The 24,437-nt window shown below is 57.1% G+C and carries 23 protein-coding genes; 9 read left to right on the top strand and 14 right to left on the bottom strand.

What is annotated here, in order from left to right:
* Positions 1-39 precede the first annotated feature (39 nt).
* Genes M989_RS13145 through M989_RS13135 form a run of 3 tightly spaced genes read left to right on the top strand, consistent with a single transcriptional unit; the run spans position 40 to position 2,964 of the window.
* Positions 40-930, top strand: coding sequence for a carbohydrate ABC transporter permease (locus M989_RS13145; protein ID WP_064546007.1), 891 nt, complete (start codon positions 40-42; stop codon positions 928-930).
* A complete protein-coding gene (locus tag M989_RS13140) occupies positions 923-1,825 on the top strand; it encodes a carbohydrate ABC transporter permease (RefSeq protein WP_064546005.1) in 903 nt (300 codons plus the stop codon). Before M989_RS13145 ends, M989_RS13140 begins: the two co-directional genes overlap by 8 nt.
* Positions 1,826-1,836: 11 nt before the next feature.
* Positions 1,837-2,964 carry an ABC transporter ATP-binding protein gene (locus M989_RS13135; protein ID WP_064546003.1) on the top strand — a complete coding sequence of 376 codons (1,128 nt, stop codon included), beginning with the start codon at positions 1,837-1,839 and terminating at the stop codon, positions 2,962-2,964.
* A gap of 45 nt (positions 2,965-3,009) precedes the next feature.
* On the opposite strand, the gene ribA is transcribed toward M989_RS13135, so the two are convergent.
* Positions 3,010-3,600, bottom strand: coding sequence for a GTP cyclohydrolase II (gene ribA / locus M989_RS13130; RefSeq protein ID WP_035896308.1), 591 nt, complete (start codon positions 3,598-3,600; stop codon positions 3,010-3,012).
* Between the two features lie 166 nt (positions 3,601-3,766).
* Between ribA and pgpB the strand changes: the two genes are divergently transcribed.
* From pgpB to yciH, 5 genes are all read left to right on the top strand, one after another.
* A complete protein-coding gene (gene pgpB, locus M989_RS13125) occupies positions 3,767-4,498 on the top strand; it encodes a phosphatidylglycerophosphatase B (RefSeq protein WP_064546001.1) in 732 nt (243 codons plus the stop codon).
* Between the two features lie 163 nt (positions 4,499-4,661).
* On the top strand, positions 4,662-4,970 hold the full coding sequence (locus tag M989_RS13120; protein WP_064546000.1) for a LapA family protein: 309 nt from the start codon (positions 4,662-4,664) through the stop codon (positions 4,968-4,970).
* Positions 4,971-4,976: 6 nt separating this feature from the next.
* The gene (lapB, locus tag M989_RS13115) at positions 4,977-6,146 is read left to right on the top strand and encodes a lipopolysaccharide assembly protein LapB (RefSeq protein ID WP_064545998.1); all 1,170 of its coding nucleotides are present in this window, start codon (positions 4,977-4,979) and stop codon (positions 6,144-6,146) included.
* Between the two features lie 150 nt (positions 6,147-6,296).
* Positions 6,297-7,031 (top strand): orotidine-5'-phosphate decarboxylase, encoded by a 735-nt coding sequence (pyrF, locus tag M989_RS13110; protein ID WP_064545996.1) that lies wholly within the window; start codon positions 6,297-6,299, stop codon positions 7,029-7,031.
* On the top strand, positions 7,031-7,357 hold the full coding sequence (yciH, locus tag M989_RS13105; RefSeq protein WP_064545994.1) for a stress response translation initiation inhibitor YciH: 327 nt from the start codon (positions 7,031-7,033) through the stop codon (positions 7,355-7,357). The genes pyrF and yciH overlap by 1 nt, the downstream gene beginning before the upstream one ends.
* An 84-nt stretch (positions 7,358-7,441) precedes the next feature.
* On the opposite strand, the gene osmB is transcribed toward yciH, so the two are convergent.
* The 13 genes from osmB to M989_RS13040 form a co-directional block, all read right to left on the bottom strand.
* Complete coding sequence (osmB, locus tag M989_RS13100) at positions 7,442-7,660, bottom strand: osmotically-inducible lipoprotein OsmB (protein WP_064545993.1); 219 nt, start codon at positions 7,658-7,660, stop codon at positions 7,442-7,444.
* Positions 7,661-7,935: 275 nt separating this feature from the next.
* Positions 7,936-8,685, bottom strand: a complete 750-nt coding sequence (gene yciT / locus M989_RS13095; protein WP_064545991.1) for a DNA-binding transcriptional regulator YciT — start codon at positions 8,683-8,685, stop codon at positions 7,936-7,938.
* A 72-nt stretch (positions 8,686-8,757) separates the two neighbouring features.
* A complete protein-coding gene (locus M989_RS13090; RefSeq protein WP_064545989.1) occupies positions 8,758-8,940 on the bottom strand; it encodes a YciZ family protein in 183 nt (60 codons plus the stop codon).
* An 81-nt stretch (positions 8,941-9,021) separates the two neighbouring features.
* Positions 9,022-11,007 carry a cyclic di-GMP phosphodiesterase gene (pdeR, locus tag M989_RS13085; RefSeq protein WP_064545980.1) on the bottom strand — a complete coding sequence of 662 codons (1,986 nt, stop codon included), beginning with the start codon at positions 11,005-11,007 and terminating at the stop codon, positions 9,022-9,024.
* A gap of 135 nt (positions 11,008-11,142) precedes the next feature.
* Entirely contained in the window at positions 11,143-13,077 is a 1,935-nt protein-coding gene (locus tag M989_RS13080; RefSeq protein ID WP_064545977.1) for an exoribonuclease II, read from the bottom strand.
* Between the two features lie 80 nt (positions 13,078-13,157).
* Positions 13,158-14,315: a CMD domain-containing protein gene (locus M989_RS13075; protein WP_064545975.1), complete on the bottom strand. Its 1,158-nt coding sequence runs from the start codon at positions 14,313-14,315 to the stop codon at positions 13,158-13,160.
* A 252-nt stretch (positions 14,316-14,567) separates the two neighbouring features.
* Positions 14,568-15,353: an enoyl-ACP reductase FabI gene (fabI, locus tag M989_RS13070; protein WP_064545965.1), complete on the bottom strand. Its 786-nt coding sequence runs from the start codon at positions 15,351-15,353 to the stop codon at positions 14,568-14,570.
* A gap of 37 nt (positions 15,354-15,390) precedes the next feature.
* On the bottom strand, positions 15,391-16,197 hold the full coding sequence (gene sapF / locus M989_RS13065) for a putrescine export ABC transporter ATP-binding protein SapF (RefSeq protein WP_064545963.1): 807 nt from the start codon (positions 16,195-16,197) through the stop codon (positions 15,391-15,393).
* A 1-nt stretch (position 16,198) separates the two neighbouring features.
* Positions 16,199-17,191 (bottom strand): putrescine export ABC transporter ATP-binding protein SapD, encoded by a 993-nt coding sequence (gene sapD / locus M989_RS13060; protein WP_064545961.1) that lies wholly within the window; start codon positions 17,189-17,191, stop codon positions 16,199-16,201.
* Positions 17,191-18,081 (bottom strand): putrescine export ABC transporter permease SapC, encoded by an 891-nt coding sequence (sapC, locus tag M989_RS13055; RefSeq protein WP_064545959.1) that lies wholly within the window; start codon positions 18,079-18,081, stop codon positions 17,191-17,193. The genes sapD and sapC overlap by 1 nt, the downstream gene beginning before the upstream one ends.
* Entirely contained in the window at positions 18,068-19,033 is a 966-nt protein-coding gene (sapB, locus tag M989_RS13050) for a putrescine export ABC transporter permease SapB (protein ID WP_064545958.1), read from the bottom strand. The genes sapC and sapB overlap by 14 nt, the downstream gene beginning before the upstream one ends.
* Complete coding sequence (gene sapA / locus M989_RS13045; RefSeq protein WP_064545956.1) at positions 19,030-20,679, bottom strand: ABC transporter substrate-binding protein SapA; 1,650 nt, start codon at positions 20,677-20,679, stop codon at positions 19,030-19,032. Before sapA ends, sapB begins: the two co-directional genes overlap by 4 nt.
* 90 nt (positions 20,680-20,769) lie before the next feature.
* Complete coding sequence (locus M989_RS13040; protein WP_064545955.1) at positions 20,770-23,064, bottom strand: helix-turn-helix domain-containing protein; 2,295 nt, start codon at positions 23,062-23,064, stop codon at positions 20,770-20,772.
* Between the two features lie 175 nt (positions 23,065-23,239).
* On the opposite strand from M989_RS13040, the gene M989_RS13035 reads away from it, so the two are divergent.
* Positions 23,240-24,412 (top strand): M20 aminoacylase family protein, encoded by a 1,173-nt coding sequence (locus tag M989_RS13035; RefSeq protein ID WP_064545954.1) that lies wholly within the window; start codon positions 23,240-23,242, stop codon positions 24,410-24,412.
* The last annotated feature ends 25 nt before the right edge of the window (positions 24,413-24,437 follow it).

Below are 24,437 nucleotides of genomic sequence, written 5' to 3'. Positions count from 1 at the left end.
TGCGCGATACAGCACGTCTTTATTATATTAGAGGAATCTATGAACGAGAATAAGTTATTAGGTCTGGCATGGATATCACCCTACATAATCGGGTTGCTGGTGTTTACCGCCTTTCCGTTTATATCATCTTTTTTATTAAGTTTTACCCAGTATGATTTGATGAGTCCCCCACAATTTACCGGCATCGAAAACTATCGGTATATGCTGACGGAAGACTCACTGTTCTGGAAATCGATGGCGGTGACCTTTGTCTACGTTTTTTTGACCATTCCGGTGAAACTGGCGTTTGCGCTGGGTATTGCCTTTGTGCTCAATTTTAAACTGCGCGGCATCGGTTTTTTCCGCACCGCGTACTACATCCCGTCGATTCTTGGCAGTTCGGTGGCTATCGCGGTGTTGTGGCGCGCGTTGTTCGCCATCGACGGCCTGTTTAACAGTATGCTGGGCGTGATTGGCGTCGATCCGATCAACTGGCTGGGCGAACCATCGCTGGCGCTGATTTCGGTGACGTTGTTGCGCGTGTGGCAGTTTGGCTCGGCGATGGTTATCTTCCTCGCGGCCCTGCAAAACGTACCGCAATCGCAGTACGAAGCGGCGATGATTGACGGCGCGTCAAAATGGCAGATGTTCCTCAAGGTGACCGTGCCGTTGATTACGCCGGTTATTTTCTTCAACTTTATTATGCAGACCAGCGGGACTTTCCAGGAGTTTACCGGCCCCTATGTGATCACCGGCGGCGGCCCAACTTACTATACCTACTTGTTCTCGCTCTACATCTACGATACCGCCTTCAAATACTTTGATATGGGCTACGGCGCGGCGCTCGCGTGGGTGCTGTTCCTGGTGGTGGCCGTATTTGCCGCCATTGCTTTTAAGTCATCGAAATATTGGGTGTTCTACTCTGCCGATAAGGGAGGAAAAAATGGCTGAGTTGCAATCCGTTCTCTCCACAAAAGAGGAGGCGGCACGCGAAGTGGCCCGTACGCTGCGCCGCGAGAAAATCAGCCGGACCGTGCGTTACGTTATTTTGCTGGTCGTGGGGCTGATGATGCTCTACCCGCTGGCGTGGATGTTCTCGGCGTCATTCAAACCGAACCACGAAATATTCACCACGCTGAATCTTTGGCCGTCTCACGCCACCTGGGACGGCTTTATTAACGGCTGGAAAACCGGCACCGAGTACAACTTTGGTCATTACATGATCAACACCTTTAAATATGTAATCCCAAAGGTGATCCTGACCATTATCTCTTCGACCATCGTGGCGTATGGCTTTGCTCGCTTTGAGATTCCGTGGAAGAAGTTCTGGTTTGGTACGCTGATTGCCACCATGCTGCTGCCGAGCACCGTGCTGCTGATCCCGCAGTATCTGATGTTCCGTGAAATGGGCATGCTAAACAGCTATCTGCCGCTGTACCTGCCGACCGCATTCGCCACCCAGGGTTTCTTCGTCTTTATGCTGATTCAGTTCCTGCGCGGCGTGCCGCGCGATATGGAAGAGGCGGCGCAGATCGACGGCTGCAACTCGTGGCAGGTGCTATGGTACGTCGTCGTACCCATTCTGAAACCGGCGATTATTTCCGTCGCCCTGTTCCAGTTCATGTGGTCCATGAACGACTTTATCGGCCCGCTGATCTACGTCTACAGCGTTGATAAGTACCCGATTGCACTGGCACTGAAAATGTCCATCGACGTCACCGAAGGGGCGCCGTGGAACGAAATTCTGGCAATGGCGAGCATCTCCATTCTGCCCTCCATCATCGTGTTCTTCCTGGCGCAGCGCTACTTCGTCCAGGGCGTGTCCAGCAGCGGAATTAAAGGCTAAGAGGAAATATCATGGCTGAAGTGATTTTTAACAAACTGGAAAAGGTGTACTCCAACGGCTTTAAAGCGGTGCATGGTATCGACCTGACGATTGCCGAAGGCGAATTTATGGTGATTGTCGGCCCGTCCGGCTGCGCCAAATCCACCACCCTGCGTATGCTGGCGGGGCTGGAAACCATCAGCGGCGGCGAAGTGCGTATCGGCGAGAAAATCGTCAACAACCTCGCGCCGAAAGAGCGTGGGATTGCGATGGTGTTCCAGAACTACGCACTGTATCCGCACATGACCGTGCGTGAGAACCTGGCGTTCGGCCTGAAGCTGAGCAAAATGCCGAAAGATCAGATCGAGGCGCAGGTCAATGAAGCGGCGAAAATCCTCGAGCTGGAAGAGCTGCTGGACCGTCTGCCGCGTCAGCTCTCCGGCGGCCAGGCGCAGCGTGTGGCGGTAGGTCGCGCGATTGTCAAAAAGCCGGACGTGTTCCTGTTCGATGAACCGCTGTCGAACCTCGATGCCAAACTGCGTGCGTCAATGCGTATCCGCATTTCCGATCTGCACAAGCAACTGAAGAAATCCGGCAAACCGGCAACCACCGTTTACGTTACCCACGATCAGACCGAAGCGATGACCATGGGCGACCGTATCTGCGTGATGAAGCTCGGCCACATCATGCAGGTAGATACCCCGGACAACCTCTATCATTATCCGCAAAATATGTTTGTGGCTGGCTTTATCGGCGCGCCGGAAATGAACATCAAACCGGCGAAAATCGTCCTCAAAGACGATGGTCTGCACATTACTGTAGGTCATGACACACTGCCTCTGAGCGCCCAGCAGCAGAGTAAAGTGGTGAACTACGTTGATAAAGAAGTCTTTTTCGGCATTCGCCCGGAATATGTTACCGTCTCCACTCAGCCTTTTGCGCAGGGTTGTGGACGAGGGACGTTGATTCGTGCGGAAAATATGGGGCACGAATTCTTCCTCTATCTACAGGTTGGCGAATTTGAGATGACGGCGCGGATGCCCTCGGACGAGGCTAAAGGGATTCTCGACGCTGGCCTGCATAGCCAGGTATGGTTCCGTTTTGAGATGGAGAAGTGTCACATCTTTGATGCGCAGAGCGAGCAGAATATCTCGCTGTAAGGCAGGAAAAGGTTGCCGTTTTAAAGCAAAACGGCAACCACGGCATTACTTACTGAGCAGGTGCCCCATTTTCGCCGCTTTGGTGTCGAGATAGTGGGCATTTTTCGGGTTACGTCCGACGATCAGCGGCACGCGTTCCACAATATTGATGCCCGCTTCGGTCAGAATTTCGACTTTTTTCGGGTTGTTGGTCAGCAGACGCACCGCATCAACGCCCAGCAGTTTGAACATATCGGCACACAGGGTGAAGTCGCGTTCGTCGGCGGCAAAACCGAGCTGGTGGTTGGCCTCTACGGTATCGTAGCCCTGATCCTGCAGCGCGTAGGCGCGAATTTTGTTCAGCAAGCCGATGTTACGACCTTCCTGGCGATGATAAAGCAGAATCCCTCGGCCTTCTTCCGCAATGTGCGACAGCGCGGCCTCAAGCTGGAAACCACAATCACAGCGCAGGCTAAAAAGCGCGTCGCCGGTTAAACATTCCGAGTGTACCCGCGACAGCACCGGCGTTTGCCCGGTAATATCACCAAAAACCAGCGCGACGTGATCGTGCCCGGTTGCCAGTTCTTCAAAGCCCACCATAAGGAAATCGCCCCAGGGGGTTGGCAGTTTGGCTTCTGCCACACGTTTAAGCTGCATGTGATTCTCCAGATTATGTTAGCGCCAGCGACGCCTTCTGTTTTCCTTATTTTGCCACAACGTGCTTTACTTCACCTAATCGTGCGCGGGTGACCGCCGGGAAAGCGCACAAAATTGAACATTTTTGAGGTTTCGCGCGGTAACCTCATTGAAAAAAGGAAGAAAAATGCTGACCATCGCCCGACGAACGCTTATCGGAGCCATCTTACTTTTAGTCATGCCGTTGACGGTCTGGATCTCCGGTTGGCAATGGCTACCGGGGCCCGGCAGCTGGTGGTTGCAGGCGCTGTACGCGGTGACGGAAACGGTCACCCAACCGTGGGGGATTATCACCCATCTTCTGCTGTGCGCGCTGTTTGTCTGGTTGCTACGGCCGCGTCTTCGTGGGGCAATCATACTGGCGATCGTTCTCAGCGCGGCGGTACTTCTGGGGCAGGGCGCAAAATCGTTGGTGAAAGGGGTCGTACAAGAGCCGAGGCCGTTTGTTATCTGGCTGGAAAAAACGCAGCAGATCCCGGTCGAGCAGTTCTACACTTTAAAGCGAGGTGAACGCTCGGCGCTGGTCAAGGAGCAGTTGGCACAACAGCATGATATCCCGGGGTTTTTACGCCATCACTGGCAAAAAGAGACCGGCTTTGCCTTTCCGTCAGGGCACACCATGTTTGCCGCGACCTGGGCACTGCTGGCGGTTGGGCTGCTGTGGTCGCGTCGCCGGGCGTGCGCCGTCGTCGTGCTCATGGCCTGGGCGGTAACGGTGATGGGCAGCCGCCTGCTGCTGGGGATGCACTGGCCGCTGGACCTGATGATGGCGACGGTTATGTCGTGGCTGCTGGCGACAATCGCAGGCTGGCTGGCGGTGAGATACTGCGGGCCGTGGAAAAAAGAGACAGAAAAATAGGGCGCGATAGAACGAAAAGGGGAAAAGGGTTGATTTCCAGCATGCTAACCCACAGATCTAAGGCCTGCGGAACGCTTTTCCATTTCGTCGTCGCGGTGAAGATGTTATTTTATAAGGCTAGGTGCTGTGTCGACACTGCAGAAGCCGCATAACGGGAAGTAATGTGAAATACCTACTCATTTTCTTATTGGTGTTAGCGATTTTCGTCATCTCAGTGACGCTGGGTGCGCAAAACGATCGGCTTGTGACCTTCAACTACTTGTTGGCGCAGGGCGAGTTCAGAATTTCAACGCTGTTGGCGGTGCTGTTTGCCGTTGGCTTAGCGATTGGCTGGCTGGTCTGCGGCCTGTTCTGGCTGCGCGTGCGCGTTTCACTGCTGCGTGCCGAACGTAAAATTAAACGCCTGGAACATCAACTTGCCCCTGAGACGGCGACTACGGTAGCGCCGGCAGTTCCGGCGGCGAAGGAATAATCATCTATGCTGGAGTTGTTGTTTCTGCTTTTGCCCGTCGCCGCCGCTTATGGCTGGTATATGGGCCGCAGAAGTGCGCAACAGTCCAAACAGGACGAAGCGAGCCGCTTGTCGCGTGATTACGTGGCAGGGGTGAACTTTCTTTTAAGCAACCAGCAGGATAAAGCGGTTGACCTGTTCCTCGATATGCTCAAAGAGGATACCGGCACCGTGGAAGCGCACCTGACCCTGGGGAACCTGTTCCGCTCGCGCGGTGAGGTTGACCGGGCTATCCGCATTCACCAGACGCTGATGGAAAGCGCCTCTCTTACGTACGATCAGCGTTTGCTGGCGGTACAACAGCTTGGCCGCGACTATATGGCCGCCGGGCTGTACGATCGTGCTGAAGATATGTTCAACCAGCTGGTTGACGAAACCGATTTCCGCATCAGTGCGCTTCAGCAGCTCCTGCAAATCTATCAGGCCACCAGCGACTGGCAGAAGGCGATTGATACCGCCGAGCGTCTGGTGAAGCTGGGTAAAGATAAGCATCGTGGTGATATCGCGCATTTTTGGTGCGAACTGGCGCTCCAGCAGATGGGCAACGACGAGCTGGATAAAGCCATGTCGCTACTCAAACGCGGCGCGGCGGCGGATCCTTCCAGCGCGCGTGTATCCATTATGATGGGGCGCGCGTGGATGGCGAAGGGTGACTATGCCAAAGCGATGGACAGCCTGCTGCGAGTGATTGATCAGGATAAAGAGCTGGTCAGCGAAACGCTGGAAATGCTGCAAACCTGCTATCAGCAGCTTGGCAAGGACAAAGAGTGGGAACATTTCCTCCAACGCTGTGTGGAAGAGAATACCGGCGCGACGGCAGAACTGATGCTGGCGCAGGTGGTTGAGCAGAGCAAAGGCGGCGACGCGGCGCAAACCTACGTCACCCGCCAGCTCCAGCGTCATCCCACGATGCGCGTTTTCCACAAGTTGATGGACTACCACCTCAATGAAGCGGAAGAAGGGCGCGCGAAAGAGAGCCTGATGGTGCTGCGCGATATGGTCGGCGAACAGGTACGCAGCAAACCGCGTTATCGCTGTCAAAAGTGCGGTTTCACGGCCTATACGCTGTACTGGCACTGTCCGTCATGCCGCGCGTGGTCGACCATTAAGCCGATTCGCGGTCTTGATGGTCAGTAATTTCTAAAAAACGACCCACTTAGTTACAACATACTTTAATTTCCCCAACCGTGACCGCCTCTGCCATTGTGCCTGCTGGGTCACGCAGGTAGAATGCTGCCCGTTTACCTTTTCTGCACCGCGCGTGCCCATCAACAAGAAGGTCCAGTCATGTCCGTTGCTTCATCTTCTTCTCGTGTTACCACATCTTCTCCCGTTGTTGTCGCCCTCGACTATGATAATCGTGATAAGGCGTTGGCCTTCGTTGACCGTATCGACCCGCGCGATTGCCGCCTGAAAGTCGGTAAAGAGATGTTTACGCTGTTTGGCCCGCAGCTGGTGCGTGATTTACAGCAGCGTGGCTTCGATATCTTCCTGGACCTGAAATTCCACGATATTCCAAACACCACGGCGCATGCGGTAGCGGCGGCGGCCGATCTCGGCGTGTGGATGGTAAACGTGCATGCCTCCGGCGGCGCGCGGATGATGACCGCCGCGCGTGAAGCGCTGCTACCGTTTGGTAACGATGCGCCTCTGCTGATTGCGGTTACCGTGCTGACCAGCATGGAGTCCAGCGACCTACAGGATTTGGGGATTACCTTAACCCCGGCGGACTACGCGGCGAAGCTGGCGACATTGACCAAAAACTGCGGCCTGGATGGCGTCGTTTGCTCAGCACAGGAAGCCGTTCGCTTCAAGCAGGAGCTGGGCCAGGCATTCAAACTGGTGACGCCGGGGATTCGTCCGGCCGGCAGCGCGGCGGGCGATCAGCGTCGCATTATGACCCCGGAGCAGGCGCTGGCGGCGGGCGTTGACTATATGGTTATTGGTCGTCCTGTCACCCAGTCTGCTGACCCGGCGCAGACGCTGCGCGACATTAACGCATCATTAAATCTGGAGGCATGATGAGCGATGCTAACAGCCGTCTGGTCTATTCCACGGAAACCGGGCGTATTGACGAACCTAAAGCCGTTGCCGAGCGCCCCAGGGGGGATGGCATCGTACGCATTCAACGTCAAACCAGCGGGCGTAAAGGAAAGGGCGTATGCCTGATTACCGGGATTGACCTGGATGACGACGCGCTGGCGAAGCTGGCGGCCGAGCTGAAGAAAAAATGCGGCTGCGGCGGCGCGCTGAAAGATGGCGTGATTGAAATTCAGGGCGACAAACGCGACCTGCTGAAAACGCTGCTGGAAGCAAAAGGTATGAAGGTGAAGTTGGCAGGCGGTTAAAGCGTCCCCCTGGTCTGATTGCCAAACGACCAATAAAAAGGGCCCCGAGAATTCTCAGGGCCCTGATAATCTTGCTGAAATAGCTTATTTACCAACCTGGTGGCCGATGATCCCACCAACCGCCGCACCGCCCAGTGTACCCAGCGCGCTACCGTCGGTTAATACGGCGCCACCGATGGCACCTGCACCGGCGCCCAGCGCGGTGTTACGATCGCGTTTGGACCAGTTAGAACATGCGCTCAGCGACATGACCAGCGTTACTGCTACCATCGCGGCAGCCATTTTCTTGCTCATTGAAGTCATTTTATTTCTCCTGAATATTCTATTCACGGAAGAGCACCTTAAGTATAGCCATTGCCAGAGGTTCCTCCTGTGAAGCTTGTTGCGCAGGTTGTAAATTTTATTGCTAAAAGTCACGTAAGTGATAGTTACTTCCTGTTATATCGCTAACATTAATTTTACGATTTTGTGATGTTGCTGACAGGTAAAAAGTCTTAATTCAGGGGTCGGAAAACTCTCATAGCGAGGCGGGAAGGGGAAGAGGAAACCCGATGTGGCTGCACACCGGGTTGAGTCAATCAAGGACGTGGCACAATATTCACAGTCAAACCAGCCTGCTCAAGCTGTAGCTGTTTTTCCGTTGCCAGATTATCGTCGGTAATCACCCGGCTGAACTGGTTCATCGGCCCCAGTGCATACGGATGAATGGCGCCGAATTTCGAACTGTCGCTCAGGACAATGGCTTCGGTGCCTTTCTCCAGTACCGCGTTGACGATATCAGCGCGCATCATGTCACGACCGGTAAACCCGGTTTCCGGTTGCCAGCCATCAATACCGATAAAGGCTTTGCTGAAATGTACCTGCTGAATGTACTGACGCGTCAGCGGGCCAACCATGCTTTCACTTTTCTTCTGATAGATACCGCCCAGCAGAATCACTTCTCCCGGCGTCTCTTTCAACAGATGGGCGATATAGCTGCTGACGGTAATAATGGTGATATCCGGCTGTGTCGCCAGCGCCCGCGCCAGCAGAGCATTGCTGCTGCCGTTTTCGATAAACACGGTTTCGCCCGGGTGCACCAGAGACGCGGCAAACTCGGCCAGCTCGCGCTTGAGAGCGAAATTGTTCATCATGCGCGTTTCAACGTCTTCGCTATCCAGCGGGACCGCGTAACCATGAGTACGTCGCAAATAGCTCTGTTTCTCCAGCAGATTCAGATCCTGACGAATCGTCACTTCCGAGACGCCGGTCATTTTTGCCAGGTCGGCGACGCTCATGCGGCCTTTATCGATGACCAGTTGTAAAATTGTTTGCTGTCGGGAATTCATATTAAATCGATCAATTTCTCTACGCGAAGGCGGCTGTCAGGCTCAGCGCCGCCGTCCGCTGGGCAAAGGACGTCAGATTTCCCACGGGGACTTAGGCTGACCTGTTCTGCTGTCGCGTTCGTCTGCGGCGTGCGCCAGCAGTTCCGCTTTTAATATTTCCAGATTGTTGATGGCGGAGTGGGTGTCACCGCCGACCAGAATATCCAATACGGTATCAATACGTTGGGCTACCTGACGCGCATCGAGCTCGGACATGGTGGGATCCTGTTGATAAATTCGATTGAAATCAATGATGCAAAATTTACAGACAAAAGAGAAGTGAAAAAAAGGCTTACCTTATAACCCCCGACGCGCTTCCAGCCAGCGTTCCAGTTCGGCGATGGGCATCGGTCGAGCAAAATAGTAGCCCTGCCGCTCGTCAACGCCATTTTGCAATAAGAAAGCGTCGTCGTCAGCATCCTCCACCCCTTCGGCAATAATACGCAGATTGAGCGCGCGGGCGACGGCGATAATCGCCAGCGCCAGTGACTGCGAAACCGACGGTTTGTGCACGTGATGCACAAAACTATGGTCCAGCTTGATGGTATCGATGGGAAAACGCGCCAGCTGTGACAGCGATGAATAGCCGGTGCCGAAGTCGTCGAGGTGAATCTGTGCGCCGAGGGAGCGAAATTGCTGAATGACCTCGAGGGCCTGGTCGGCATTATCAATCAGGCAGCTTTCGGTCAGCTCAATATCAATCGGGCATTCATCAAAGTGCTGCGCCTTCAACGCCTGTTTAAGGTCGCTGAAAATGGATTGGTCGACCAATTGGCGCGCCGAAACGTTGACCGCGACGCGCAAGTGAATACCGCGGTCGCGCCACTGCGCCAGTTGGCGAATGGCTTCGAGCATCACCCAGCGTCCCAGCGGCACAATCAGTCCGGACTCTTCTGCGTAGGAGATAAAGTCGAGCGGCGGGATTAACCCACGCTCCGGTGAATTCCAGCGTACCAGCGCTTCCAGACTCAGGATCTCACCACTTAGCGCCACTTTGGGCTGATAATGGATGACCAACTGATCGCTTTGCAGCGCTTTGCGCAGGTTCGTATCCAGCCACAGGTATTCGAACACCCGTTGATTCATTTCGGGGGAGAAGACGCTAAACCGTCCACGGCCTTTTTCTTTCGCGGTGTACATCGCGGTGTCGGCATTGCGAATCAGGCTCTCACGGTCTTCGCCGTGCTGCGGCGCGAGTGAAATGCCGAGTGAACAGCCGCTGTAGACCTCAATCAGGCCAATACGGAACGGGTCGCGAAGGCGGGTTAGCACCCGCGATGCCATCGCCTCCAGCGCACTCTGCGAGGTATTTACCGCCAGGACAATAAACTCGTCACCGCCAAGCCGTGCCAGCGTCTGCCCGTCTTCCAGGCAGCTTAAAATCGACAGCGCAACCGACTGCAAAAGCTGATCGCCAAATACGTGGCCGTAGGCGTCATTCACCTTCTTGAAGTTGTCGAGGTCGAAATAGACGAGGCCAATCTGATTATCACCCTGGCGATTGTCTAACGCGCGACCAATCAGCTCATTGATAGCATGCCGGTTTGGCAGGCCGGTAATGGTGTCCGTATTGGCCAGCATCCGCAGGCGTTCCTGGGCTTTGCGTTCCTCAGTAATATCGGTTCCGGAGCAGATGAGATAGATCTCGTTTTTGCCGCTACCGCTGTGCACAAAGCGGTTGCGAAATAAAAACAGGCGCGAGCCTTTACGCGTTTTGATCCAGCGCTCAACTTCATACGGCCCGCCGTTGGTAAAAAAACGGCTGACGTTTTCCCGCGCCGCTGCGGCTTCCGGTGCCGACATAAACAGCTCGAACGCGGTTTTACCAATGACATCCTGCTCTTTGAGACCGGTATACTCTTCGCACAGGCGGTTGAAACGCTGAATTTTGCCTTCTCTATCGAGAATGACGATCACGGCGTTGGCTTCTGATACCACCTGTTCTGCAAACAGCAGGCCTTGTAACAGATCGCGGGCGACGGAAGAGGTGTCAAACCAGGAGGAGGCGGTACCGGCCCATTCGGTGCTGCTAACCTTGCGGCCAATTAAATGAATAGGGACGTCGTAGCCGTTAAGCTGAATATTCAGGGCGATACTGGAGGTAGTGACGCTCATGGCTCGAATGCGGCTGGCGTTTTCTTCACTTAACGGGACGGCAACGTCGGCATTCGCATCGGGGTCCGACCCTAAAAGCAGCGTCGACTCGGCACGCGATAAACGCCAGTAGAGGCTGGTTTCGCTGGAGTTTGGGTCGAGCAGATTTTGTGCCAGAGACTTGACCATACCTTCCTCTCATCCCTCTGCGTTCGGATGCCATGATATTCAGTGTGAATGCTTTTTGGCTTTTTCGCCGAGAAAAAAGATCGTCGGTGGGCGGTAGATAAAAAAACGGCCCCTGAAGGGGCCGTTTGGCGCAGATTACGCGGCCGGGCGGGCAATCACGCTGCGTGTCTCCATACGGACTTCCGCGATGGTGACATCAATGACATCGGTGACCTTATAGGCCACTTCACCTTTGATCTGCACGGTGCCGCTTTCCTGGCTGCAGACCAGCTCGTCGCGCACAGCATGCAGGAACGGAGCCGGAATAAAGGCGACCGCGCCGTTATCGACCAGGCGCACGCGCATACCGCCGCGGCTGATGTCGATAATCTCAGCGGCAAAGCGAGTCTCTTTACCTGCCATCGGGCTAAGGTAACGGGCATACAGCCAGTCTGCGACGTCGCGTTCTGCCATGCGGTTCAGGCGACGGCGCTCGGCCATCTGTACGGTCACATCATCCTGCGGTCGTGAGGCGCTTTCACCTTTGATCACCGCCTTCAGCAGGCGATGGTTAATCATATCGCCATACTTACGGATCGGCGAGGTCCAGGTGGCGTAGGCCTCAAGGCCTAAACCAAAGTGCGGACCCGGTTCGGTGCTGATTTCAGCGAATGACTGGAAGCGACGAATACGGCTGTCGAGGAAGCCAGATGGCTGCGCGTCCAGCTCGCGGCGTAGCTTGCAGAAGCCTGCCAGCGTCAGCACTTCCTGCGGATCGACGTGCACATCATGCGTTTTCAGCAGGGCCGCCAACGCTTCGGTGTTATCCGGTGCGAACCCGGTGTGGACGTTATAAACGCCGAAACCGAGTTTGTCGCGCAGCACGCGAGCAGCGCAGATGTTCGCCGCAATCATGGATTCTTCAACGATGCGGTTGGCAATGCGGCGCGGCTCGGCGACGATATCCAGCACTTCGCCTTTCTCCCCCAGCACGAAACGGTAGTCCGGGCGGTCTTTAAACACCAGCGCATGGGTTTTACGCCATTCGCTACGTGCCTGGCATACGCGCTGCAGCAGGGTAATCTGGCGTGCAATGGCTTCGCTCTGCGGCTGCCAGCTACCGGTGTTCTCCAGCCAGTTGGACACGTCGTCGTACACCAGTTTGGCTTTTGACTCGATATTGGCGGCAAAGAATTCAATGTTGTCTTCGATGGTGCCATCGGTGGCCAGCGTCATGCGACAGGCAAGCACCGGGCGCACCACGTCAGCGCGCAGCGAACAGAGGTCGTCAGACAGCTCGCGCGGCAGCATCGGAATGTTGAAGCCCGGCAAATAGTTGGTAAACGCGCGAATTTTCGCCGCGTTGTCCAGCTTGCTGCCTTCCACGATCCAGGCGGTAGGATCGGCGATGGCGACGGTCAGCAGCAGCTTGCCATCGGCGGCTTCTTCCACGTACAGCGCATCGTCCATATCTTCGGTGCTGGCGCTGTCGATGGTGACAAAGTCCAGCGCGGTGAGATCGCGGCGCTCAAGCCCTTCGTCCTGCATCTCGGTGGCGACGCCGTTCGGCGCTTCTTTTTCCAGGTTGTGACGGGCGAGGGTGACCCACCATGGCACAAAGTGGTCGTCACCAAAGGTGATGAATTGGGTCAGTTCGGCATAGAAGCTGCGGTCGCCTTTCAGCGGATGACGGCGCATTTCAGCAACGGCCCAGTCACCCTCTTTAAAGTCGTGAGTTACGCCACGTTCGGCGCGGCAAGGAATGGCGTCTTTCAACAGCGGATGGTCAGGCACGATAGACAGACGATCGTCCTTACGATACACCTTACCCACAAAGCGTGTCAGGAACGGCTCGACCAGTTCTTCCGGCTCAGCACTCTCTTTTTCGCGTTCAGAGTGGATCACCGCAATAATACGGTCGCCGTGCATCACTTTTTTCATCTGCGGCGGCGGAATAAAGTAGCTTTTCTGTGCATCGACTTCGAGGAAACCGAAACCTTTTTCCGTGGCTTTGACGACCCCTTCCGCGCGGGGCGTTTGGGAATGGAGTTGCTGTTTTAGCTGCGCAAGCAGCGGGTTGTCCTGAAGCATATTGTTCTATTTTCGTGGCCAAAAGAGCGGCTGTCATTTTTACGCGAATCCATAGGACGCAGCAAGCGCTGTTTCACCTTTTACGTAACTTGTTGTGCGTCGCCAAGCGCGATGTGCAGGCGATTTAACCAGCCGCTCAATGCGCTCCAGGTGAGCAGGGTGATGGCGTCCGGCATCGACAGCCCGTGCTCGATAATCGGGTTCAACTGCGCGGCGCTAAAGCGGTCCGGCGCGCGGGTCAGCAGCTGTGTGGCCTGGGCGAGCGCCCGCTCGCACGGGAAGTGATGGCTCCAGGCCAGAATGGCTCGTTCGCCGTTGCGTACCGCTTCGGGCAGGCCGCTTGCGCCTTGCCATAATCCGCTGTTGTAGTTGAAACAGCTCACGCTGCCGTTTATGCGCGCGGGAATGAGCGCCGACAGCGGCAGCAGCGGATGGGTAAACGTCAAAGCCTCAAGCAGCGCGCCGAATCCCGCCAGCAGCGTCTCCTCATGGGCCAGCACCGGGGCCAGCGCGTGCAGTTCTGGCAGATTTTGCCAGCGGGAGAGCGCTTCCCCCTGCGGCGTGTTGGCCTGGTGAGCTTCGATAACCGCCAGATCGGTATGCCACAGCGTGCTTTCATTATTGAAGCGATCGGCGTCTGAATCCTCCTGCACCGGCATGCCGGGGATCCAGCGCACCGGAAAGCCCAGGTACGCCTGGAAGAGGGCGACGACGCGAGCCTGGAAGCCGACAAAGCCCACAATCTGATTAATCAGGATGATGTCGTGCAGCGTGAGCCCTACATCGTCCAGCTGCTGGCGTGAGCGCGGGGTGATGATGGACGGCGAGCTGGCAAGCTGGCGGGCGTATTGCGTAATTTGTGCCAGCCGACGGTTACTTTCTCGCGATGAGTCTGGCCCCTGCAGCGGCGCCAGACGTGCGGCATAGTGGTTACACAGCCGCTGAACGCCGAACACCTGCGCCACGGTCAGGGCGGTACTCAGGCGGTCGTAATCGCTGAACGTGCGCAGACGGTTCACCGGAACGGTGTCCGGGAACAGTAAATTAGCTAGCTTACGGGCAGCGTCCAGCCAGCGCAGATTGGCATTAAGCAGCGCATCGGGCAGGGTGAGGTCGAGTAAAAAACGGTCGTCAACGTGCGCGGCTTCGGGAACCAGCGGCATCACGTCGCTGTGTTGGGTTCTCGACTGGGTTTCGTGATACCAGTGGTTTTTGCCGGAAACGCGGCGTGGCTCCATGGGAGTTCCTTGATCTGAAGGTGGCGAGCCAGCAGCGTCGAAGGAGATGTTGCCGGATCGTTATGGATAAATATCCTGGCGCATGCGAGACGAGGGAGAAAATATTGTTCGGCGATAATTAATAACTGACTGGAATAACAAAGGCAGAGAGGGCCGTAGGCCGGATAAGGCGTTTACGCCGCCATGCGGCAATATGCGTCAATTTGCGCCAATTTGCCTGATGGCGCTGCGCTTATCAGGCCTACAGTCGGGCTACAGATCCAGCTCGTTCATTGCTGCAATGTTGAAGCCACCGTCAACGTGCAGCACTTCACCCGAGATACCGGCGGCGAGATTTGAGCACAGGAAGGCTGCGGAGTTACCGACATCTTCAATGGTTACGGTGCGGCGAATCGGCGTGACGGCTTCGCAATGGGCGAGCATTTTTCGGAAATCCTTTATACCGGAGGCGGCCAGTGTACGAATCGGGCCCGCTGAGATGGCGTTTACGCGAACGCCTTCCGGCCCCATGGCGTTAGCCATATAGCGGACGTTAGCTTCCAGCGACGCTTTCGCCAGGCCCATCACGTTGTAGTTCGGGATGGCGCGCTCTGCGCCGAGGTAAGAGAGCGTCAGCAGGGCAGCGCCTGGAGTCAGCATCCCACGGCAGGCTTTCGCCATCGCCACGAAGCTGTATGAGCTGATGTCGTGGGCGATTTTAAAGCCTTCACGCGTGACCGCGTTGACGTAGTCGCCGTCGAGCTGGTCGGCGGGAGCAAAGCCAATCGAGTGAACGAAACCATCGAACGTTGGCCATACTTTTACCAGCTCGCTGAACAGCGCTTCAATGCTCGCGTCTTCCGCCACGTCGCACGGCAGCACAATGTGCGAGTCCAGCGAGGCGGCGAAATCTTCCACGCGGCCTTTCAGTTTGTCGTTCTGATACGTGAACGCCAGTTCGGCCCCTTCGCGGTGCATCGCCTGGGCAATGCCGTAGGCGATGGACAGTTTGCTGGCGACGCCGGTAATCAAGATACGTTTGCCGGAAAGAAAACCCATAGCGTAATCATCCTTCTCTTGATGGTGATAGCGGCGATTAGCGGTCTTTACGCCAGGCATCGGCGGTCAGCGCCTCGCCAAAGTGACCGGCAATCAGCCGTTTGGTTAAATCGTGCAGCGGGGAGGCCAGCACGTCGGCGGTGCTGCCGCGCTCGACCACTTCCCCCTGGTGCATCACCAGCACCTGGTCGCTGATGTGCTTCATCATGCCCAGATGCTGAGTCACATAGATGTACGAGATACCCTGTTTTTCCTGCAGTTCGAGCATCAGGTTTACCAGCTGCGAACGCATTGACATATCGAGCGAGGCCAACGCTTCGTCGCAGATGATCACCTTCGGGCGCAAAATCAGCGCGCGCGCCAGGCCCAGACGCTGTTTCTGCCCCGGGGCCAGCATGTGCGGATAGTAGCTGACGTGGTCCGGCAGCAGGCCGACCAGGCGCAAGGTATCGATAATCTGCTGACGTCGCGCCTCGGGTTCAAGGTCGGTGTTCAGACGCAGCGGGAAATCGAGGATCTGCGAAATACGCTGACGTGGGTTCAGCGAGGTGCTCGGATCCTGGAAAATCATGCGAATGCGCTGGCTGCGGAATGAGTAGTCGCCGAACTCCAGCGGATGATCGTCAATCAGCAGCTCTCCGGTGGTGGGCTCCACCATGCCGGCCAGCATTTTGGCCAGCGTCGACTTGCCAGAACCGTTCTCGCCGATAATTGCCAGCGTTTGCTTCTCGCGCAGGGTAAAGCTCAGCGGCTTCACCGCCTGTAGCGTCTGGCGATGGAACCAGCCGGTGCGGTAGCGGAAGGTTTTGCTCAGGTTGCGCACTTCAAGCAGCGTTTCGACCATGTCACTCTTTCTCCATATTCAGCGGGAAATGACAGGCGAACAGGTGGTTCTTCGCTCCCGTCAGACGCGGGGTTTCAATACATTTTCGCTGCGCGTACGGGCAGCGCGGCCCCAGACGGCAGCCCATCGGCAGCTGTTCAAGGAGCGGAATGGCGCCGGAAAGGGTATTCAGGCGACTTTTATGCGGCATTGAGCGGCCAAAGTCCGGAATCGCGCGGATCAGCGCCTGGGTATACGGGTGGTGCGGGGTGGTCACCAGCTCTTCGCTCGGCGCGGTCTCAACCGTTTGCCCGCAGTACATCACGTTGATCTTATCCGCCCAGTGGGTCAGCATCTGCAAATCGTGAGAAATCAGCAGGATGGTGGTGTTGTTATTCTGGTTGAGGCCGGTTAACAGACGGAAGATCTGCGCCTGGGTGGTCGGTTCCATGGCGTTGGTCGGCTCATCGGCAATCAGCAGGCGCGGTTGGTTAGCCAGTGCGATGGCAATCATGACCTTCTGGCATTCGCCTTCCGTTAGCTCATACGGGAAGCTGCGCATCGCGTCTTTGTGATCTTTAATGCCGACGCGGTGCAGCAGTTCGATCGCGCGGCGTTTGCGCCAGCCGAAACGCTGCCACCAGTGGCCTTTGAAGGTCCAGCCGGGAATGTTCTGCATCAGCTGCAGGCCCACGCGTTCAGAAGGATCCAGACAAGACTGCGGTTCCTGGAAAATCATGGAGACGTTGTGGCCGACCAGTTTTCGCCGCTCGCGGTTGGACAGGCGCAGCAGGTCGATATCGTCAAAACGCATGCGGTCGGCGGTGACGCGCCAGTTATCTTTGGTGACGCCGCAAATGGCTTTGGCGATAAGGCTCTTGCCTGAACCGGATTCCCCCACCAGGCCGCGAATTTCGCCTTCGGCCAGCGTCATGCTGACGCGGTCAACGGCCTTCACCCAGCCTTCGTTGGTGTTAAATTCGATGGTTAAATTGCGAATATCAAGTAACGGCATTACTCCACCCCCGCGTTAATGGCGCGGCGAATACCGTCGCCCAGCAGGTTGACCAGCAGCACGCTAATCATGATTGCCGCGCCCGGCAGCATTACCGTCCACGGCGCCACGTAGATAAGCTCCAGCGCATCGCCGAGCATCGCGCCCCATTCCGGTGACGGTAGCTGCGCGCCAAGATCGAGGAAGCCCAGCGCGGCGATATCAAGGATCGCCATCGATAGCGCGCGGGTAATTTCGGTGACCAGCCCGGCAGCAATGTTCGGCAGAATGGCAAACCACAGAATATTGAGCGTGGTCGCCCCGTCGAGGCGGGCGGCGATGACGTAATCACGCTCCAGCTCGTCGTGTACCATGCTGTAGATTGAACGCACCATGCGCGGCAGCAGGGCCAGCCAGACGGCAAACATCGCGTGGCTGAGATGCGGCCCGGCAAAGGCGACGACGATAATCGCCAGCAGCAGCGATGGAATCGACAGCAGCGTGTCGAGAATATGGTTCAGCACCGCCGAACGCAGGCCACGGGTTGAACCCGCAAATGCGCCCAGCACCAGCCCGAAGGCGGTGGCGGCGAGTGTGACAACAAACGCGCCGCCGACGGTGGGCGCGGCGCCGCTAAGCAGACGGCTCAGCACATCACGGCCCAGATCGTCGGTACCGAGGAAGAAAGAGACTTCGCCATAGCGCGACCATGACGGCGGCAGAAGCTGATAGCCGAGGAACTGCTGGTCGATACCGTACGGCGCAAACCAGCCGCCCAGAATGCACACGACCGCCAGCCCGGCGCAGCCGTACAGGCCGATCATCGCCGTGGTGTCGCCATAGAACTTGCGCCACACGGTGCGCAGCGCACCCGGCGGGCGTTTCTCGAGGTAGACGCTATCGTAAGGCATACCATTCCTTATGTTTCAACGGGTTAGCCATAGCACCCAAAATATCGGATATCACGTTCACAATGATCACCAGCGCGCCAATCACCATCACTCCGGCGGAGATCGCCGCATAGTCCTGCTGGCGAATGGCATTAATCATCCAGCGCCCCAGCCCCGGCCAGCTAAAGACCATTTCGGTGATCATCGCCAGGGTTAGCATGGTGGAGAACTGCAGCCCCAGACGTGGGATCACCGGCGGCAGCGCGTTGTGTAGCACATGGCGACGCAGAATGGTCAGACGCGAAACGCCGCGCGTGGCCGCTGCTTTCACGTAGTTAGTGTCGTAGACCGCAATGGTGCTGATACGCATCAGGCGCACCACCTCAGTGGTGGGCGCGACGGCCAGCGTCAGTACCGGCAGCACCATATGGCGCACAGCGCTCATAATCATTTCATGCCGCCACGGCGAGTCGGAGAGCCAGGCATCAATCAGCGCGAAGCCGGTGACGCTTTTCACCTCATACAGCAGATCGAAACGCCCGGAAACCGGCAGCCAGCCGAGCGTCAGGGAGAAGAAGAGGGTCAGCAGCAGCGCCAGCCAGAAAATCGGAATCGAGAAGCCGAGCAGGGCGAAGAAGCTGATCACCTTGTCCTGCCATTTATTGCGGGTGATGCCCGCCAGCATGCCAACGGGAATGCCTATCAGCAGCGCAAAGCCAAACGCCAGAATGCACAGCTCCATGGTGGCCGGGAACACTTCGCGCAGCTGTTCGGAAATCGGCTGGCCGTTAATGCTCGATACGCCGAAATCCCAGTGCATGACGCCATCGAACCAGAAGGCCCAGGCGTTCCACAGCGACGCGCCCTGCAACGGCGCGTGCGGCGTAAAATAGCTCAGGCTGAAGCCGACGAAGGTCAGGAAAAAGAGGGTAACCAGCAGCAATAACAGGCGACGAAGGGTGAAAATAATCATGGTTTTTGCACCTTCTCTTCTTTTTCCCGCGACACGCCGGCGAATGAGGTGTTGCCAAACGGACTCAGCACCAGCCCTTTAATATCGTAACGATAGGCCTGCAGGCGTAGCGAAGACGCCAGCGGCAGCACCGGCAGCTCGCGCGCCAGAATTTGCTGCGCTTCGTCGTAGGCGTCAATGCGCGAGGCCAGTTGCTGCGAGTCCAGCGCTTTGCGCAGCACATTGTCAAACTCACGGTTACACCAGTGGGCGAAGTTGGTCTGCGAGGTAATGGCCGCGCAGCTCAGCAGCGGACGGAAGAAGCTGTCCGGATCGTTACTGTCCGTGGCCCAGCCGGAGAGCGTCAGGTCATGGTTCATGTCCATCAGCCGAGCTTCCTGGAAGCGGCCCTCTACCGGCACGATAATGACCTTCACCCCAATCTGCGCCATGTCCGCCTGAATGAGCTCGGCGGTTTTCAGCGGGCTCGGGTTCCACGCCTGAGAGCTGGTTGGCACCCACAGGCGCAGCGTCAACTTATCCAGCCCCAATGCCTGTAAACGTCGACGCGCTTCTTTCGGGTTGTATTCGGTAATTTTAGCCTCGTTATCGTAGGCCCAGGAGGCGCGAGGCAAAATTGAGGCCGCGGTTTCTGCGGTGCCGTAATAAATGGACTGCATCAAACGCTGATTATTAATCGCCAGCGACAGCGCGTGACGCACTTCCGGATTATTTAGCGGCGGCTTGTCGGTGTTGAAGGCCAGATAGGCGATGTTCATCCCCGGGCGCAGCGTCAGGCGCAGGCGCGGGTCGTCGCGCAAAATAGTGAGCTGGCTGGCGGCAGGCCAGGCCAGCACGTCACATTCACCGGTCAGCAGCTTGGACAGCCTTCCGGTGCCCCCGGAACCCAAATCGACCACCACCTGCGGCATCAGCGGCGTGCCGCGCCAGAAGGCGGAGTGGCGCTGCAAGCGAATGTACTGCCCGGCGCGGTACTCGTCGAGCTGGAACGGCCCGGTCCCTACCGGCTGGCGGTCGAGCTGTTCCTGACGGTCCTGTTTCGTGAGCTGATTGGCGTATTCCGCCGACATCACCGACGCGTAGTGGGTCGCCAGATGCCAGAGGAATGAGGCATCGGGACGATTAAGGCGAAACTCTACCGTGTGGCTATCAAGTTTGCGTACGCTCTTCACGCTGTCGGCAAACTGCAGGCTGTCAAAATAGGGGAACGCGCCGCCGTTGACGTTATGCCACGGATGTTGGCGGTCGAAGATGCGCTCGAAGGTAAACACCACGTCGTCGGCGTTCAGCGCGCGCGACGGCTTAAACCAGCGGGTGGTTTGAAACTGTACGTTAGGGCGCAGGTGGAAACGGTAGGTTGCGCCGTTATCCAGAACTTCCCAGCTTTCCGCCAGCTCGGGCACCAGACGATAGGTGTACGGGTCGACGTCCAGCAGACGGTCGTAGAGCTGGGCGGCGAGGGTGTCGACAATCAGCCCGCTACCGGCTTTTTGCGGGTTAAACGTGTTGACCTGTCCGCTGACGCAGTAGACAAAGCCGCTGTCGCGAATGTCGGCATGGGGTGGGGCGAGCGGCTGCGGCGCGGCCATCGCCTGGCTGCAGATTAACCCCAACGCTGCCAGGAAAGGTGACAAATTCAGGCGCATAGTTTCATTGTTTTTTCGATTGATCTGCAAAGTGTATCGCACTTACGGCTACCAGGTACAAATGTCTGCGTGCAACTGCTTTAAAAGTCATCAAATCAGTGGGGTTAACTCGTATAACACCAGCGCATTGCTCTCCAGCGCCTCAACCACCTGCCAACGCTCTTCCAGCGTTTCCTCGCGCACGCTGAGCGCGGGCCGGGTTGTGTGCGCCAGCCATGTCCAGCTCTCCTCGTCCGGGCCGCTGCTGCTTTCTATCGCCTCCAGCCGAGGGAAAAGCGCGCCATGGTGCTGATCGAACAGGTGGCGTTTGATTTTCCACTTACCGCTCAGCCCTTGAAGCTGCACCGGGTATTGCTGACGAAACCGCTGGATAAAGGCCTCTTCGCTGGATAGCCACGGATTAAACACCACCGGGTTGCGTAGCAGCAGCTGATAGCGACCGCGCTGGTGCAGCAATAGCACGTTTTTGTCGTTGACCAACACGTCGCCCTGTAAACGTCGCCACAGCCACAGCACCCAATAGATGGGGCGGGGCAATCCGTGATGGTAGAAGAGCGCCAGGCTGGAAGTATCGAAGGTGCCATTGCTTCGCGCCTCACCCTGTTGGCTGGAGTTGAGCCAGAAGCCGGTAAAATGCACCCGATCGGCCAGCCCCAGCAGGTTATTCATCAGCAGCGCGCCGCGGAAGAATTCACCATTGGTTCGCCGGGTTGAGCCGGTAAGCGTATTCCACGACAGCAGCCAGAGCGGCAAGGCGAGCTGACGCTGGCGCAGGGCGCGCTGAATCTGGCGCACCTTATGGACCGGGTAGTTTTCCGCGGCGGCCAGCCGAGTGCGTTCGAATGGCTGCTGGTGGAAGCGTTCGTTAGCATTGGCCGAACAGGCGAGAAAATCGGCCTCTCTCAGCAGCGGGGAGGTGAGGATTGCGTCGGCTACGGTATCGTTATCGGTAACGGTAAAGCGGTGGCAGATGCCCAGCTGCGAGTCCGGCGACCATTGCCGGATCGCCGCTTTTTGCTGTGCCCAGACCTCGGCGCTCGCCTGTGGCGACCAGTGCCAGACGAACTGCCAGCTTGCCAGCGTTGACGGTGGGAAGTGCTGCGCGGCAAGGCGTAAAAACTGGCGCAGCAGATCGGGACGCGTGGTCAGGCTGGTGTGGAGCAGTACCTGCCATCCCATACGGGTAAGGAAAGTAAAGACCTGCTGCAAATGGTACCAGCAGGCGTAGCCGACCATTTGCGGATCGTCCCAGCCGTCGCTGAACAAACGGCTGCTCAGGAAAGGTTCATGGATATCGATCCCGTGGATAGGTATCTGCGCATGGAGCGTCATCAGCGACTGGCGGACATCTTCACGCAACAAATCATCAAGTTCGCGCAGCGTAATAATGAGCTGGCTATGACGCAGCGGCACGCGACGCGACGGCAGCGTGTCGAGGACAATCCGCCGCGCCTGGAGCGACTGCTGGAGCGGTGGCGGGCTTTCCCAGTCCTGTTCGCCCGTGTGATTGAGCAGGGCATAGAGCGTCTCGGCGGCCACCGGCAGCGTGCGGTCGGGCGGGTTCTCGCGCGTGCGGTGACGGGCCACCGTGGTCGACTGCTGACGATACTGGCGTGGCGTCATGCCGTGGCGGCGCTTAAACAGATCGCTCATTACGCGCGCGCTGGCAAACCCCTGCTGCTGGGCAATTCGCTGTACCGGTAAGGGAGTTGTCAACAACTGTTCGGCGGCTTTCTCCAGACGCAGTGCGGTGATGTACTGCATAAAACTGACGCCGACTTCTTTGTGAAACAGACGTGAAAGCCAGGCTTCCGACACCCGCTCGCCGCGGGCGATTTCAGCAAGCGACAGGCGCTGGCTGTATTGTGACTCAATCCGCGTCACCACCTGGCGGATACGGTGGCTCCATGTGGCATCGTTATGGCGCGATGCGCCCGTTTTGCGTGGCTGCTGAAAATGGGTTGCCAACAGCAGGGCAATTTCGCTGAGCCAGCGGTTTGCCTCCAGCCGGGAGGTGTTTTCAGGGTTGATCACATGGCTAACCAGTAGCTGGCGCATCAGGCTGCGCAGCCGTCCTTCGTGCTCCATCGTGGGGTGTGGAACCTGATAATCAAAGGCAAAAAAATGCGCGTCCAGCCGGGTTAGCCAACTGCTGGCTATCATCAGCGTCATCACCGCATTGGCCTGTTCGCCGCGCAAACGCCAGCGCTGGTTGGGGTTGATGATGGCCAGCGCGTTGGTTTGCAGCGTACGCGTGTCGTCGGCACTTTTCAGCACGACCTCGCCATGCAGTAGCCACACCAGCGTTAACGTCTGCTGTTCGTTGTATGCCTGCTGACGAATGTCCTGCACCACCACAGAAAAATCGCTGATTTGCTGCGCCACCTTTCCGCCCTCCAGCGAAGACAAAAAATAACTGTCTGTTTTTTGTCATAACTAAACCGTATGAAAAATAGTCATTACATTTTTCGTCAATATAAAACAAAAAATCGCCTTTTGTGACCGCTCCGACGTCATAAACTCGACGTTATCACTGTGGAGCAATAAAGGGATAACAAAAATGACACATCCTATCGTTGAAGCATTGCAGAGTCAGGAAGCCGAATTTATCGCGCTACGCCACCGCTTCCATCAGCAGCCGGAGATTGGTTTTCAGGAGCACAAAACCAGCGCCGAAGTGGCGAAGCTGCTAAGCAGCTGGGGCTATGAAGTGGACTATGGGCTGGCGGGGACCGGTGTGGTGGGGACGCTTAAAGTGGGTAACGGCGGCAAAACGCTGGGGCTGCGCGCCGACATGGATGCGCTGCCGATGCAGGAACGCAGCGGCAAAGCGTGGGCCAGCGAAACGGATGGCTGTTTCCACGGCTGCGGACACGACGGTCACACTACCACGCTGCTGTATGCCGCGGAGTACCTGGCGCGTACCCGTCAGTTTAACGGTACGCTGCACCTGATATTCCAGCCGGCGGAAGAGCTGCTGTACGGTGGGCGGGTGATGCTGGAAGACGGGCTGTTTAACAAATTCCCCTGCGACCACATTTTTGGTTTACACAATATGCCGGGGCAGAAGCTGGGCAAAATTGGCCTGCGTGATGGCGCGATGATGGCCTCCTCGGACACGTTGCACATCGAAGTGCAGGGCGTGGGCGGCCACGGCGCGGTGCCGGAGCATACCGTCGATGCCACCGTTGTTGCCTGCCATATCACTCTGGCGCTGCAAACCATCGTCTCACGCAATATCAGCCCGTTTGATCCGGTAGTGGTGACCGTTGGCAGTATTCAGGCGGGACATGCGCCAAATATCATCAACGATAAAGTCCTGATGAAGCTGACGGTGCGTACGCTGAACGAGCAGGTCCGCAAAACCGTGCTGCAACGCATTCACGACATCGCCGTGGCGCAGGCGGAAAGCTTCAACGCCACCGCCACGCTCACCCACGTCAACGGCAGCCCGGTACTCAAAAACGATCCTCAGGCAAACCAGATGGTGCGCGATGTGGCGACGTCGCTGTTCGGCGCGGAGTCTATCGGCACGGTGAATCCGTTTATGGGCAGTGAAGACTTCGCGTTTATGCTCGAGCAGAACCCTAACGGCGCTTATTTCACCATTGGGGCAGGCGATGAGCCGGACCGCTGCATGGTTCACAACCCGGGTTATGACTTTAACGACAACATCCTGCTGACGGGGGCGGCGCTGTGGTGCGGCCTGACGGAACACTATCTGCGTGGATAAGTGACGCGCGCAACATGAGGGCGAG

Origin of the sequence: Kluyvera georgiana ATCC 51603 (assembly GCF_001654985.1) — a bacterium.
Classification (GTDB): Bacteria; Pseudomonadota; Gammaproteobacteria; order Enterobacterales; family Enterobacteriaceae; genus Kluyvera; species Kluyvera georgiana.
Note: the sequence above shows the minus strand (reverse complement) of the source record. Positions and strands in the feature narration are given on the sequence as shown.